Genomic DNA, 13694 nt, shown 5'->3' with positions numbered 1-13694 from the left:
CAGCGGCGTCCAGTCCGGCGCGGTGATCTCCTCCTGGGTGGCCAGCCCGTTGCGGACGATCAGGTAGTAGGGCAGCAGGAACAGCAGCGCGGCCCCGGCCAGCGCGGTGTACAGCGCAGCGGTGCCGAACGCGGCGCGCACGCGGCGACCCCGCCGGGCGCGCCGGGCCTGCCGGTCTTCCCGGCCGGGCGGGCGGGCGGCCGGTCGCCGCCGTGGGACGGTCCGCGACGTCACGGTGCGCTCCCCCTGTCCCGGCCGAACCCGAGGAACCGTCCCTGGGCCAGGGTGACCAGCGAGATGAGCAGCGCCAGGACGACCGCCCCCGCGCTGCCGCGCCCGAAGTCCTGGCCGGAGCCGAGGGCGGTGAAGTACAGGTACACCAGCGGCGGGCGCGCGTACGGGGGGTAGTAGCCGTCCGTGCCCAGCAGGTTGTAGAACTCGTCGAACGCCTGGTAGGCGGCGATGAGGTTGAGCAGCAGCACCGCCACCGAGGTGGTGTGCAGCTGGGGCAGCGTGACGTGCCGGAACGTGCTCCAGCCGGTGGCCGCGCCGTCCACCCACGCCGCCTCGTACAGTTCGCGCGGGACGCGCTGCAGCCCGGCCAGGAAGATGAGCATGTAGAAGCCCACCTGCAGCCAGAGCCGCACCGTGACCAGGGCCAGCCAGTACCACGGCGGGTCGGTCACCGACAGCCACGCCACCGGCTCGGCCCCGAACCAGCCCAGCACCGTGTTGGCCAGCCCGAACCGGACGCCGTTGAACACCGACAGTTTCCAGATCAGCGACGCGGCCACGTAGGAGCAGGCGGCGGGCAGGAAGTACACCGACCGCAGGAAGGGCTGCGCCCAGCGGGCCCGGTGCACCAGCAGCGCGAGCGTGAGCGATCCCGCGAACATCAGCGGCACCGTGCACGCCGCGAACACCGTGAAGGTGAGAAGGCTGTCGAGGAACGCCGGCGAGGTGAGCATGTCGGCGTAGTTGCGCAGCCCGACGAAGGTCGTGGGCGTGACGGTGTTGCGGGCGTCGAAGAAGCTCAGGTAGACGCTCCACAGCACCGGGATCACGGTGAACAGCACGAGCCCGGCCACGAACGGGCCGGCGAAGATCCAGAACGCGACCGCCGGCCGGTCCAGCGGCGCGGCGCCGGTCCGGGTCCGCCGGCGCGCCGGGGCCGTGCGCTCGCTCAACGGGCGTCTCCCACCCTGTGCGTCCTCCTTCCGCGACCGCCGCCGGGCGGCGGTGTGATCGCGCTATCCGTAGAGCCGGTCCAGCTCGTCCTGGACGGTCTCGGCGGCAACGCGCAGTTCCCGGTCCGGGTCGGCTCCGCCGCGGACGACGCCGGTCAGTGCGTCCTTGAGAGCGCTGTCCATGGCGGGGGTCCACTCCGGTGGGCTGGAGGTGCGCCCCAACTCGTCGACGTAGCGGACGACGTCGGCGGCCGGCCCCTCGGCCAGCGCGTCGGCCCGATCGGCGATGCTGCGGCGCGGCGGGATGTGGAAGCCGTAACCGAGGTTGAAGTCCTCCTGGAGGTCGGTGCGCTCCACCCACAGCCAGCGGATGTACTCCTTGGCGAGGTCGACCTTGCCGCCCTCCGCGTAGGCCATAGCGCCGAAGGCGCCCACCGGCACCGAGTCGGCCCCGGCGTCGGTGAGCTTCGGCCACGGCAGCACGCCATAGTCGCCGGGGAACGCCTCCTCGATCTGCGGGAGCGCCCACAACCCGGTCCACTGCATCGCGGTGAGCTCCTGGGTGAAGGCCGCCGGGTCGGACCAGTCGGTGGGCGCGCCGAGCAGCAGGGCGTCGCTCTCGAAGAGTTCGCGCAGCCCACGGTAGGCCCTGGCCGCCTCGGGTTCGGCGAACCCGGGCCGCCGGTCATCGGTGACGAGGCGCAGCCCGACGGAGAACAGCGCGAGCGGGGCCAGCGTGGTGACGCCGCCGTCGTTGCCGACGAACAGCCCCTTGCGGTCGCCGTCGGTCAGCGCCCGGGCGGCGTCCAGGAGGGCGTCGAAGGAGGCGGGCGGCTCCAGGCCGGCGCCGTCGAGCAGGCTGCGGCGGTAGACGAGGATCTGGGTGTCCACGGCCTGCGGGATGCCGTAGACGGTGCCGTCGACGGTGTGCGAGGCGAGCGCCGCCTCGGTGAAGTCGTCCCGGGCGCCGGCGATGACGTCGTCCAGCGGCTCCAGCAGTCCGGCCCGCACCAGGTCCACCTTGGTCTGGTACTCGAAGACGTCCGGTGGGCCGCTGCCCTGCAGTGCCGCCTGCAGCTTGGTGTCGTAGTTGCCGGGGGTCCACTGGACGCGGACCTGCGCGCCGTCGAACTCGGCGGCGTAGCGCTCGACGGCCTGCTGGACCCCGTCCTCGCCGTACTGGTGGTACCAGTGCACGAGTTCGTCGCCCTGCGCGCCGGGGCGCCCGGTGTTGGACCCGCAGCCCGCGGCGGCGAGCGCGCCGGCCGAGGCGGCGGTGATGCCCGCGATTCCCGACATCCGGAGGAACGTCCGCCGGGACTGGGGGGCGGGGGGCCGCTGCGTCATCCTGCCGTACTCCTTCGGTCCTCGGTGGCCGGGCGTGGCCGGAGCCCCGCGCGTCGTCACCTCGGGTGACAACGTAGTCGCACAGGGCTCCGGCCGCACGTCCGGATTTCCGAACTTTACCGCTAGGGAATATGGAATAGAACCGGTCAGTGGTTGTAGCGAGGCAGCCCGCGGGTGTGGGCCACCCGCTGGTAGCGCAGCGCGGACTCCAGCACCATGCCCCCGTCGAGCTGCCCGACCATCCCCCGCTGGATCTCCTGCCACGGAGTCTGGCTCTCCGGGTAGGCGTAGCCGCCCGCCGCGGCCAGGTCCGCCCGGCGGCGCGCGAGCTCGTCATCGGTCACCAGCAGGTCCACCCGTCCGCGCCGCAGGTCGACCCGGATGCGGTCCCCCGTGCGCACCAGCGCCAGCCCGCCGCCGGCCGCCGCCTCCGGTGCCGCGTTCAGGATCGAGGGCGACGCGGAGGTGCCGGACTGCCGCCCGTCCCCGATGCACGGCAGCGCGCGAACGCCGCGCCGCAGCAGGGCCGCGGGCGGACGCATGTTGACCACCTCCGCGGCCCCCGGGTACCCGATGGGGCCGGTCCCGCGCATGACGAGGATGCTGTCGGCGTCGACGCCCAGGCCGGGATCGTCGATACGCGCGGTGTAGTCCTCCGGTCCGTCGAAGACGGCGGCGCGGCCCTCGAACGCCTCCGGATCCGCCGGGTCGGACAGGTACCGGTCCCGGAACTCCGGCGAGATCACGCTGGTCTTCAGGATCGCCGAGTCGAACAGGTTGCCGCGCAGTACGAGGAACCCCGCGGGCCCTCCGGTCGCGGCGGCCAGCGGCCGGATGACGTCGTGGTCCAGGCTGGGCCGGCGCTCGCAGTTGCCGCCGATCGTCGCGCCGTTCACGGTACGGGCGCCGGCGTGCAGCAGCCCACCCCGCACGAGCTCGTGCAGCACGGCCGGAACCCCGCCGGCGCGGTGGAACTCCTCGCCCAGGTACGTCCCGGCCGGTTGCATGTTCACCAGCAACGGGACGTCGCGCCCGATCCGCTGCCAGTCGTCCATCGTCAGGTCCACCCCGGCGTGCCGCGCGATGGCGTTGACGTGGATCGGCGCGTTGGTCGAGCCGCCGATGGCGGAGTTGACCACGATCGCGTTCTCGAACGCCTCACGCGTGAGGACGTCCGACGGCTTCAGGTCGGCACGCACCATGTCCACGATGCGGCGCCCGGTGTCGTAGGCCATCTGGGCGCGCTCGCGGTAGGGCGCCGGGATGGCCGCGCATCCGGGCAGGCTCATGCCCAGCGCCTCGGCGAGCGCGTTCATCGTGGAGGCGGTGCCCATGGTGTTGCAGTGCCCGATCGAGGGGGCGGCCGAGGAGACGAGCTCACGGTACTCCTCCTCATCGATCGCGCCCTCGGCGTACCGCTCGCGAGCCCGCCACAGGATGCTCCCCGAGCCGGTGCGCTCACCGCGGAACCATCCGTTGAGCATCGGGCCGCCCGAGAGCACGATGGCGGGCAGGTCCACGGTCGCCGCGGCCATCAGGCAGGCGGGCGTGGTCTTGTCGCAGCCGGTGGTCAGCACCACGCCGTCGAGGGGGTAGCCGTGCAGCACCTCCACCAGGCCGAGGTAGGCGAGGTTGCGGTCCAGAGCCGCCGTAGGACGGCGGCAGGTCTCCTGGATGGGGTGGACGGGGAACTCCATCGCGATCCCACCGGCCTCGCGGATGCCCTCGCGGACCCGGCGCGCGAGCTCCAGGTGGTGCCGGTTGCACGGCGACAGGTCGGAGCCCGTCTGCGCGATGCCGATGACGGGCTTGCCGGACTGCAGCTCCTCGCGGCTCAGCCCGTAGTTGAGGAAGCGTTCCAGGAACAGGACGGTGTGCCCGGGCTCGTCCGGATTGTCGAACCAGTCCTGTGAGCGGAGTCTGCGAGGTGCGGTGGCCGGGTGGTCGGTCATGCGTCTCCTCCCTCGTTCCGTTCCCGCGCCACGGAGGCCGGGAACGTCCGCGCCGTCGGCGCCCGCGGCGCCGGGCACGCGCTGGCCGCATACCCGCCAGGCGGTCCCGCGAAGCGCCCGGCGCCCGGGCCCGCGCGAGGGCGGGCGCCTAGCATGGGACGACACCTGGACGGAGGGGCGCGATGCTGGCGGACGGTGAGCTGGGGCGGGCGCTGGTGGTCGCGGCGCATCCCGACGACATCGACTTCGCCTGCGCCGGGACGGTGGCGGCGTGGACCGACACCGGCGTCGAGGTGACCTATCTGCTGACCACCGACGGCGACGCCGGGGGCGACGACCGCGACGGCGACGGTGCCGACATGGCGCTGCGCCGCCAGGCCGAGCAGCGAGCGGCCGCGGCCGAGGTCGGCGTGGCCGACGTGCGCTTCCTCGGCTACCCCGACGGCCGCCTGACCCCGTCACTGGAGTTGCGCCGCGACATCACCCGGGTCATCCGGCAGGTGCGCCCGCAGCTCGTGGTGCTGCCCAGCCCCGAGCGCAACTGGGAACGCATCGCGGTGAGCCACCCCGACCATCTGGCCACCGGCGAGGCCGCGCTGAGCGCCGTCTACCCCGACGCCCGCAACCCGCACGCGCATCCCGAACTGCTCACCGAGGAGGGGCTGGCCGCGTGGACGGTCCGGGAAGTGTGGCTGGTCGGATCTCCCGCGCCGAACCACTGGCATGACGTCACGGCGACGCTGGACCGCAAGTTCGCCGCCCTCGCCCGGCATGCCAGCCAGATCGACGACCTGCCGGGCCTCATCCGCCGGCTGCGCACCGGCCTGGCGGCCAACGCGGCGCGTGCCGGACTCGCCGAGGGGCGCTCGGCGGAGGCGTTCCAGCGGGTGGCCACCGGCTGAGCACCTTCCCGCGTTCGCCTGGGGGTGCGCACGCCGGAGAGGGCTTCCTTCCGCGCTCGCCGCCTACCTCACCTCCACCGCCGGCACAACCGGCCTACGGCGCACAGCGCCGACGCCTCCGGACATTCGGCGGCTCACCACACCACCACCCCGCGCTCCCCACCTCACTCCCCTCCACCGCCGGCACAACCGGCCTACGGCGCACAGCGCCGACGCCTCCGGACGTTCGGTGGCTCACCACACCACCACCTCGCGCTCGCCACCTCACTCCCCTCCACCGCCAACGCCAAGGGGCCTACGGCAAGGGCGTCGACGGCTCCGGACGTTCGGTGGCTCGCCGCTCATGCGGCGTCCAGCGCGAGTTCGCACCACACCACCTTGCCGGTGCCGGCCGGTCGGTAGTGGCCCCATCGGCGGCTGATCATGTCGACCAGGTACAGCCCGCGCCCGCCCTCGGCGTCCGGGCCAGGCCGGCGCAGCATCGGCGGGCCGGGGTCGGAGTCCCACACCGACACCCGAAGCGCGTCGTCTTCGACCCGCAGTTGCAAGACGACGCTGCGCAGCCGCCGCAGCTCGGTGTAGCGCGGGGTGCGGGTCGTGATGCCGCCGGTGGCGTTGACCGCGTTCGTGACCAGCTCCGAGACCAGCAGCTCGGTGGTCTCGATCAGGTGCGCCATCCCCCAGTCTCTGAGGCACTGCACCGCCTCGCGGCGGGCGCAGCCGACGGCGGTGGGCATCGCGACATAGCGCACCGTGCGCACGTACGCGAAGCCGGGCACGACGTTCACCGGCGATCAGTGCTCCTCCCACCTCGTCCACACCGGGCGGGCCCCGCCCGTGCGCCGCCCGCCCCGCGGCGATCCGGGGTCGCGGCCTGCGGCCTTCGGGGGTGCGGTGTCCCAGGCGGAACCGGTGGGCGTCGCAGGATAATCCTGGGGTAGAACCGAGAGCCGAACCCACTCACCGAATCGGGAGGCATCCGTGGCGCAGCCGCCATCTCCGTATGACTTTCTGCCGGACGTGCCGTCGTTCACCGTCACCAGCTCCGACGTCGCCGACGGCCGGACGCTCCCCACGGCCCAGGTCAGCGGGCTGATGGGCGCCGGGGGCTCCGACATTTCCCCACAGCTCTCGTGGAGCGGCTTCCCCGCGCAGACGCGCAGCTTCGCGGTCACCTGCTTCGACCCGGACGCGCCGACCGGGAGCGGCTTCTGGCACTGGGTGGTGTGCGACATCCCGGCCGACGTGACCGAACTGCCGGCCGGAGCCGGGGGTGCGGACCGCAAGGGGCTGCCCGCGCAGGCCGTGACGCTGCGCAACGACGCGGGGGGCAAGCGCTACATCGGCGCCGCGCCGCCGCCCGGGCACGGTCCGCACCGGTACTTCTTCGCGGTGCACGCCGTGGACGTGGAGTCGCTGGGCATCGACGACGGCGCGAGCCCGGCGTTCCTCGGCTTCAACCTGTTCAGCCACACCCTGGCGCGCGGCGTCATCACGCCGGTGTACGAGCAGAAGTAGCACCGGAAGGGGCCGCCGACCGGCGGCCCCTTCCGCGCGGCGGCCCCCTGCTGCGAACATGGCGGGGGTTCGAATCGCGGTGAAGCGCACCGAGCAGGGGGTTGTCACACATGACCGTCGAGCACGACTCCGCGGGCCGCGTCGCAGCGGTGGTCTTCGACTACGGCCAGGTCATCTCCGAGCCGCCGTCCGCCGAGGCGCGGGACCGGCTGGAACGGCTCGGCGGGGTACCGGCGGCCGACTTCTGGAGCGCCTACTGGGCCGAACGTCCCGGCTACGACGCGGGCGGCACCGCGAGCGGGTACTGGCAACGGGTGGCCGACCGCCTCGGCGCCGACTGGGATCCGGCCCACGTCCAGCGGCTCTGGGCCGCCGACGTGGCCGCGTGGCTGGGCATCTGCCGCGACAGCGCGGCGACGCTGCGTCGGCTCGCCACCGCCGGAGTGCGGCTGGCCCTGCTGTCCAACGCCCCGCACGACCTCGCCGGCGCGCTGCGCGCCGCCCCCGTTCTGGAGCCGTTCGACCGGCTGTTCTTCAGCTGTGAGCTCGGGATCTGCAAACCCGATCCGGCGGTCTACCGGCACGTGCTGGCCGACCTCGGTACTCCGGCGGAGCACACGCTGTTCGTCGACGACCGCGAGGAGAACGTGCTGGCGGCCAAGCGGCTCGGCATCGACGCCCACCACTACGCGGGTGCGCGGGAACTGGACCGGTTCCTGGCCGGGCGTCTCGGCGCGTTCTGACACCGTCACCCGGCCGTCGGGTCCGGGGCACCGGCGGAGACGTCATGCTTCCCGTCTCCCATGGCTCCGCTCGCCGGTGACCGAGCGCGGCGGCGACGGGGCGGGCAGGCCGGTGGCCACGCCCGCTCAGAGCGGGGCCGTGGCGGCGGGACCGCCGGTGGGCGCACCGCCGCGCCGCGGCCGCCCACCGGAAACCGGCGCGCCTGGCGGGCGCGCCGCGACCACGCTAGAGGACCGGCGGCGTGAACCGCCGGGGAACGGCGGAACCGGCACCGCCGAGAGGGCGGGAGTACACCCAAAGGCGTAGCCGCAATCGGCCACCGGAAGGAGGTTCCGGCGGCTGCGGATCTCCTAGGCTGGACGTGGCACCGACCGCCGGCCGCGCCGGTCGGCACCCGCCACAGAGCGGCCGGGTAGAACGCGCGGCGCGACAGGGAGGAGACGGGACCGTGTCCGGCGACATCACGCCGCACGGAGGGGCCGACGGCATGCGTGCGTCCGACCGCGACCGGGAGGCCGTCGCCGAGCGGCTCGCGACGGCGCTCTCCGAGGGCCGCCTCGACCTCGCGGAGCACGAGAAGCGCCTGACCGCCGCCATGAGCGCCCGGACCGTCGGACAGTTGCGCCCCCTCACCGCCGACCTCCCCGAACAGCCGCCGGAAGCCGCCGTCGAGCGCTCGGCCGGCCACGCCGGTTCGTCCTGGCGGGAGTGGTTCGACGAGTGGCGGTACTGGCTGGGCGGTGCCGTCGTCATGATCGGGATCTGGGCGGTGACCAGCCTCAGCGAGGGCAGCCCCCAGCGGTTCTGGCCGCTGATCCCGCTCGGCATCTGGGCGGCGGTCATCATCGCCGGGCTGTTCTGGCCCGATGAGGACGGTAAGCGCGACCGCAAGAACGGCGCGGGCGGGAAGGACGGCGACTCCGCGGGCTGACGCCCTCTCCGCCCCGGCTCGTTCGCCCCTCCCGGAACTTCCGCCGCCTGAGGCCCGACACGCCGCCGTCGTCCACTTTTCAGGCGGCTGACCACGGCGTATCGTGAAATGCCCCATCAGCCTGGCGGAGGGGGTGGGCGGTGGACGACGAACGCCTTCCGCGGAGCCGTATGCGCGCGTCCGACGCCGATCGCGACGACGCCGCCGAGCGCCTCGCGGCCGCACTGATCGAGGGCCGCCTCGACCTCGCCGAGTACTCCCGGCGGCTTGATCTCGCCATGTCCGCGGTGGTCATGGGCGACCTCGAACCGCTGACCGCCGATCTTCCCGAGCCCGCCATCCAGCTGCCGCCGCACCTGACCGTGCCGGCTCAGCGGCCGGAGGCCGAGCCCCCGCGCCGTGAGTGGGCCGACGAGTGGCGGTGGTGGCTGGGCGGCGCCGTCATCATGACCGGAATCTGGGCGGTGACGAGCGTGGTCGGCGGGGTGCTGCTGCCGTTCTGGCCGCTGGTCCCCCTGGGGATCTGGGCCGCGATCCTGCTCGCGGCGGTCATCTGGCCGGACGAGCGTTCCGGGCGACGTGGCTGACTTCGGCCGCGGCACGCGCCCCGCGACGGGCATGGGCACGTACCGGGGACATACAGTGAAAGCGGTTGACACGATTCAGGGCTGCCCCCGACCCCATGGCGAAGGTAGGGCCGGCATGGACGACGGACGAGTTCCCCAAGACCAGCTCCGCGCGTCGGACGCCGACCGCGACGCGGTGGCCGCCCGCCTCGCCGACGCCCTGGCGGAGGGCCGTCTCGATCTCTCCGAATACGACGACCGGCTGCACCACGCGATGCGGTCCAAGACCATGGGAGAGCTCCGGGCGCTGACCGCCGACCTGCCGGAACCCGCACCGGCGCCGGAGGAGAGCGTCGCCCTCACCGACCTCGGCCGTGCCCCGTCCGGCCCGGGCCGGCAGAACCGGCTGGAGCCCTGGCGCGGGCTGGCCGGGCTCACCGTGATCCTCGTCGGCATCTGGGGCGTCACCAGCGTCATCGCCGGCCAGTTGCTTCCGTTCTGGCCGCTGTGGCCGCTCGGCTTCATGCTGATCTTCACGGTCGCCAACGCCCTGGGCGGCGGTGACCGCCCCGAGAACTGGGAGGACCAGATCCGCGCCCGCGAGGAACGCCGCCGGATGCGCGACCGGGACCGCCGTGACCTCGGGCCCGGGTCCTCAGGAGAGGGGTGAACCCGCTCCGGCGCCGCCACCTCCCCATGCCCGGGCGCCCCATGAGCGGTGTCCCTCCCCTGGGACGGCCGCGGCGACCACCGTGCCGTCGGGGAACCGCACCCGCACCCACCTTGCGCAGCGCGGAGTTCGGCTTCTTCGGCACCGCGTGCCCTCAGACCGCGGCCCTACGCCTCCCGTTCCGTGGGCGGCAGCGGCCGGCGCGCGACGAATCCCAGGTCGCTGCGGTGGTACCAGGCGAGTTCCCGCTCACCTTCCACCCAGCACAGGCGGACCGAGACGCCGTTCAGCTCGGCCGGGAAGTCCACGAGGACCGGCACGATGCCCTTCAGCTCCAGCCCGGTGGCCGCAAACCAGGAGCAGAGTTCACTGAGGCGGGCCTCCAGCGCCTTGAGCTCGGGCATGCCGCCGAGCGGCGATTCCCCGGCGATGCGCAGGTCGGCGGCCAGTTCGGCGAGGTCGGCGCGCACGGTGACGATCTGGGCGGCGTGCGCGCGGACCTCCGGGATCAGGGCGTGGGCCTCGGCCACCGTGAATACGCGCGGTCCGCCGCCGTGAGCCGCGCCCGCGGCGCCGGCGCTCATGGTGCCGTCATCGGTATCGCCCATACCGGTACGGTACCGACCCCGTCCGCCGGGCACGGGGATGTCGGTGCCGCTCGCAACGAATCGTGGTTCCGGGGCGGCCGAACGCTGAGAACCCGGTGACGCCGCCCTCGCGGTCGGCCCCCGTCGTACCCGTACCCACGTTGACGCTCGCACCGGTGTGCGCGGCTGCCGTGATGGCGTACAGCCGGACGTACCGAATTCCCCTCTGACGCACATCGACTCCTCAAGCGGCTAGTGTCCTGAGTCGTTAATTCGACGGTGCTCGGGATGCGATGCCCGCATGGCAAATCCCGACCTCTCGAGACGGCCGGTGACGATCAGGGACGACGACTGTCGCGCACGTGAGTGGATCGCACGACGGCGGACATCGGCGCGGGTCTTGGCGCGGTGCGCGTATCGCCCCGCGCTGCTGCGATGGGCGGATCCGATGCGCGGGCCGCCCGGGAGGCGGATATCCGGCCGCGGACGGTGCGCACATGGCGCGACCGCTGTATCGACGGCGGCCTGGACGCTCTCTCCGGCAAGGGGCGGCCGGGTCGGCCCGGCGAGGTCGCCGGCGATGAAGCCGGGGGCGGGGTCCGGGCGACGCTGGAAAAGCCGCCACCCGACGGTGGAACGCACTTGGCCGACACCGATGACACGGATGATGGCCGCCCGGTCGGCCGGACCGCCGCCCGCGGTCATGGATCGACGGCTGGAATCCGGATCCCGGGCCGTTCGTAGGGGTGAAGACCGCCGAAGAGATCTTCGGGACCGTCACCGCCCATCTTCATCGAATCAACGACTCGGAACACTAGTGGCTCCGTACCGGATCCGCGCTCGGCCGGGGCGCACGGCGCTGACCTCTCCGTAAGCCGATCGCGTGGCCGTGCTCCGGCCGCTCGTCGTCTCTGCGCGTCGCCCGCTACGAGCGCGGGCCGTTGACGGCAGCGAGTCCCGGGAGGGCGGATGCGGCCCGATTCAGCCCGCGCCGAAGCAGCAGAACCCGCTGTCGGCGAGATGGTCGGCCACCGCCCGGGCGATCGGCCGTCCGGCCAGCAGCGCGTCGTGCAGCCGCGGCATCGCTTCGGTGGTCTCCCGGTCGCGGACGGGAAGCACGCTGGCGACGACCGTCCCGGCGCCCAGGGCCAGCAGGGTGGCGGTCAGCCCCAGCGGCGTCCCGGTCGGGGCGGCGCCGGACTGACCGACGCCGCAGGAGGAGAGCACCGTGACGGCGGGGAGCCGGCGGATCCGTTCCAGGTCGTAGGCGAGCAGGGGGCCGTCCACGAGTGCGAGGCCGGAGCGCATGGGTGCGGCCGCGGGGAAGGACCCGTGCGCGGTGAGGTGCGCCAGGTCGGCGCGCTGGAGTTCGCGCAGCACGGGCCCGGTCAGCGCGGCGGCTGCGGTGAGAACGGTGGCGCGGGGGTGCCGCTCGCGCAGCGCGCCGATCTCGCTGTCGGCCCAGGCCAAATCGGGGCCGGCGGCCAGCAGCACCCGGTGACCCCGGCGCCCGGGGGCGGGGGCTCGCCTGCCGCGGTCCCGGCACCGCAGCCACCCCCGGCCGGACGTGACGACGCTGACGGGACGTCCGCGCAGGCGCGGGAGCAGGCCCCAGGGCACCGACCCCGCCGCGCCGGGCGCCGCGACGACCAGCTCCCGGTCGCCGACGGCCGCGGCCACCGGGTCGACCAGGAGCCGTTCCAGCGCGGCGGCCTGCTCGCCGAGGTGCCGCTGTTCGGTCGGCCCGGGGGCGACCGCGTGCCGGCGGGCCGCGTGCAGCAGCTTGGCGACGCCGTCGGCGATGGCGGGGTCCGCCGGTAGCCGGTGCGCCGTGACCCGGCCGTCGACGAGGGAGAACGCGACCGGCCCGCGCGGCAGTTCCGCGTAGCAGACGAACGCGCGGCGCCCCAGTTCCCGGGCGAGCACCGGCAGGACGGGACGGCTCGCGGGGCGCAGGGAGCGGCGGTCGGCGCACCCGGGGTGCCACTGGTCCAGCCGGAACCGGGCGGCGAGGCGGTGCGCTTCGGCGGGGTCGGCGCCCGCCTCCCGTGCGCGCGCTTCGGCCACGCGGTAGCGGTCGAGCAGCCGCCCCCAGTCGTGGTCCGGGCATGGGCGCGGCGGCGGCACGCGGGCGCGCTCGCGTTCGATCCACTCCAGCGCCGCCGCCGGGTCGCCGTCGGCGATCGCGAGTTCGGCGCCCAGCCGCGGAAGCTCGACGTCCCGCGGTCGCGCGTGCGCCAGCAGCTCCACGTGGGACGCCCCGCCCGGTTCCCGGCGTGCCTGGGCGAGCCCGCGCCGCAGCTCCCGGTACGCCGCCGGGTGGTCGCCCACCGCCGCGGCCCGCAGCGCGGCGGCGTGCGCGGGACGCGGCGCGGCGAGGCCGGGCGGGCCGAGCGGCGTCGCCGGGATGTTGCGCGCCAGCAGCCGGGCCACCTCTTCGGTCGGGGGCAGCGGTCCCGCCCAGTCGGGCAGCCTGATCGGCGCGGCCGGGCGAGCGGCCGAGCGGCTCAGAGTGTCGGCGCCGGGCCGGGGCGGTGCGGTCGTGCCGCCCCGCAGCCCGGACCCGGCGGCCGGGGCCCGGTCGCGGCGCCGTCCCGGTCCGCGCCGGGCGGGGGTGAACCGGGCCGACCACTCGACCTGGCCGGCCAGCTCCGCCCATGTCGATCCCACCGGGAAGGCGGCCCGGACCCGGCGGGCGTGGCCGGCCGCGCGCTCGCGTTCGCCGCGCAGCAGGAGCAGCTTGGCGCGCAGCAGGTGCGCGGAGGCGAACTCGGCGTCGCGGTGTCGGGCGACGGCGGACCACGGCAGCGACCGGAGCAGCGCCTCGGCGTCGCGGTACAGGCCCGCCGCGAGCAGCGCGTCCACCCGGTCCAGGTGGAGGGCGACCCTGCGGTGGCCGGGCAGCAGCGCCTCGGCCCGGTCGAACAGCCGCATGGCCGGTGCGACGTCGCCGCGCAGCACCGCGATGCAGCCCTGGTTCTGCAGGGTGACGCCGCCCAGCACGTGGAGGTGGTGGCGCTCGGCGAGTCCCCGGGCGCGGGCGAGGTCGTCGGCCGCCTCGGAGAATCGGCCGCCGTAGCCGAGGGCGAGCCCCCCGGTTGCTGAGCACGCCCGCCAGCAGCCGCTCGTCACCACCGCGGCGCAGGTTGCGGACCGCGTCGGTGAAGGCGTCGGCCGCCGTGTCGAACCGTCCGCGCTGCGCGGCGGCCACCCCGTGGTTGAGCGCGGCCAGGGTGGCGGCCTCCCGCCCGGTATACGGCCGTGCGGCCCGGCTACCGGTGCCGCGGCGG

General features: G+C 74.4%; 13 protein-coding genes. 7 read left to right on the top strand and 6 right to left on the bottom strand.

Translation table 11 applies throughout. The features are described from left to right. Positions 1–230 precede the first annotated feature (230 nt). The 3 genes from ACFQRF_RS20615 to ACFQRF_RS20605 all read right to left on the bottom strand — a co-directional run bounded on the left by ACFQRF_RS20615 (position 231) and on the right by ACFQRF_RS20605 (position 4486). Positions 231–1187, bottom strand: a complete 957-nt coding sequence (locus ACFQRF_RS20615) for a carbohydrate ABC transporter permease (RefSeq protein WP_379872777.1) — start codon at positions 1185–1187, stop codon at positions 231–233. A 63-nt stretch (positions 1188–1250) separates the two neighbouring features. Continuing rightward, the gene (locus ACFQRF_RS20610; protein ID WP_379872776.1) at positions 1251–2534 is read right to left on the bottom strand and encodes an ABC transporter substrate-binding protein; all 1284 of its coding nucleotides are present in this window, start codon (positions 2532–2534) and stop codon (positions 1251–1253) included. Positions 2535–2680: 146 nt separating this feature from the next. Next, entirely contained in the window at positions 2681–4486 is a 1806-nt protein-coding gene (locus ACFQRF_RS20605; RefSeq protein ID WP_379872775.1) for an IlvD/Edd family dehydratase, read from the bottom strand. Between the two features lie 182 nt (positions 4487–4668). Between ACFQRF_RS20605 and ACFQRF_RS20600 the strand changes: the two genes are divergently transcribed. Continuing rightward, positions 4669–5388: a PIG-L deacetylase family protein gene (locus tag ACFQRF_RS20600; protein WP_379872774.1), complete on the top strand. Its 720-nt coding sequence runs from the start codon at positions 4669–4671 to the stop codon at positions 5386–5388. Positions 5389–5729: 341 nt separating this feature from the next. On the opposite strand, the gene ACFQRF_RS20595 is transcribed toward ACFQRF_RS20600, so the two are convergent. Continuing rightward, positions 5730–6176 (bottom strand): ATP-binding protein, encoded by a 447-nt coding sequence (locus ACFQRF_RS20595; protein WP_379872773.1) that lies wholly within the window; start codon positions 6174–6176, stop codon positions 5730–5732. A 193-nt stretch (positions 6177–6369) separates the two neighbouring features. Here ACFQRF_RS20595 and ACFQRF_RS20590 point away from each other — a divergent pair, with 193 nt between their 5' ends. From ACFQRF_RS20590 to ACFQRF_RS20570, 5 genes are all read left to right on the top strand, one after another. After that, a complete protein-coding gene (locus tag ACFQRF_RS20590) occupies positions 6370–6906 on the top strand; it encodes a YbhB/YbcL family Raf kinase inhibitor-like protein (RefSeq protein WP_379872772.1) in 537 nt (178 codons plus the stop codon). 110 nt (positions 6907–7016) lie between these two features. Further along, on the top strand, positions 7017–7649 hold the full coding sequence (locus ACFQRF_RS20585) for an HAD family hydrolase (RefSeq protein ID WP_379872771.1): 633 nt from the start codon (positions 7017–7019) through the stop codon (positions 7647–7649). Between the two features lie 488 nt (positions 7650–8137). Continuing rightward, entirely contained in the window at positions 8138–8581 is a 444-nt protein-coding gene (locus tag ACFQRF_RS20580; protein ID WP_379872856.1) for a DUF1707 SHOCT-like domain-containing protein, read from the top strand. A 170-nt stretch (positions 8582–8751) separates the two neighbouring features. After that, positions 8752–9168, top strand: a complete 417-nt coding sequence (locus tag ACFQRF_RS20575; protein WP_379872770.1) for a DUF1707 SHOCT-like domain-containing protein — start codon at positions 8752–8754, stop codon at positions 9166–9168. A 115-nt stretch (positions 9169–9283) separates the two neighbouring features. Beyond that, entirely contained in the window at positions 9284–9817 is a 534-nt protein-coding gene (locus ACFQRF_RS20570) for a DUF1707 SHOCT-like domain-containing protein (RefSeq protein ID WP_379872769.1), read from the top strand. A gap of 167 nt (positions 9818–9984) precedes the next feature. Here ACFQRF_RS20570 and ACFQRF_RS20565 read toward each other — a convergent pair whose 3' ends face one another. Then, on the bottom strand, positions 9985–10425 hold the full coding sequence (locus ACFQRF_RS20565; RefSeq protein ID WP_379872768.1) for a DUF2203 domain-containing protein: 441 nt from the start codon (positions 10423–10425) through the stop codon (positions 9985–9987). 414 nt (positions 10426–10839) lie between these two features. Here ACFQRF_RS20565 and ACFQRF_RS20560 point away from each other — a divergent pair, with 414 nt between their 5' ends. Then, positions 10840–11148: a helix-turn-helix domain-containing protein gene (locus ACFQRF_RS20560; protein WP_379872855.1), complete on the top strand. Its 309-nt coding sequence runs from the start codon at positions 10840–10842 to the stop codon at positions 11146–11148. A 237-nt stretch (positions 11149–11385) separates the two neighbouring features. On the opposite strand, the gene ACFQRF_RS20555 is transcribed toward ACFQRF_RS20560, so the two are convergent. Beyond that, positions 11386–13539, bottom strand: coding sequence for a CHAT domain-containing protein (locus tag ACFQRF_RS20555; protein ID WP_379872767.1), 2154 nt, complete (start codon positions 13537–13539; stop codon positions 11386–11388). Positions 13540–13694: the final 155 nt, after the last annotated feature.

It is taken from the genome of Marinactinospora rubrisoli (assembly GCF_042664915.1).
Classification (GTDB): domain Bacteria; phylum Actinomycetota; class Actinomycetes; order Streptosporangiales; family Streptosporangiaceae; genus Marinitenerispora; species Marinitenerispora rubrisoli.
This window is presented reverse-complemented; position numbering and strand designations above follow the sequence as displayed.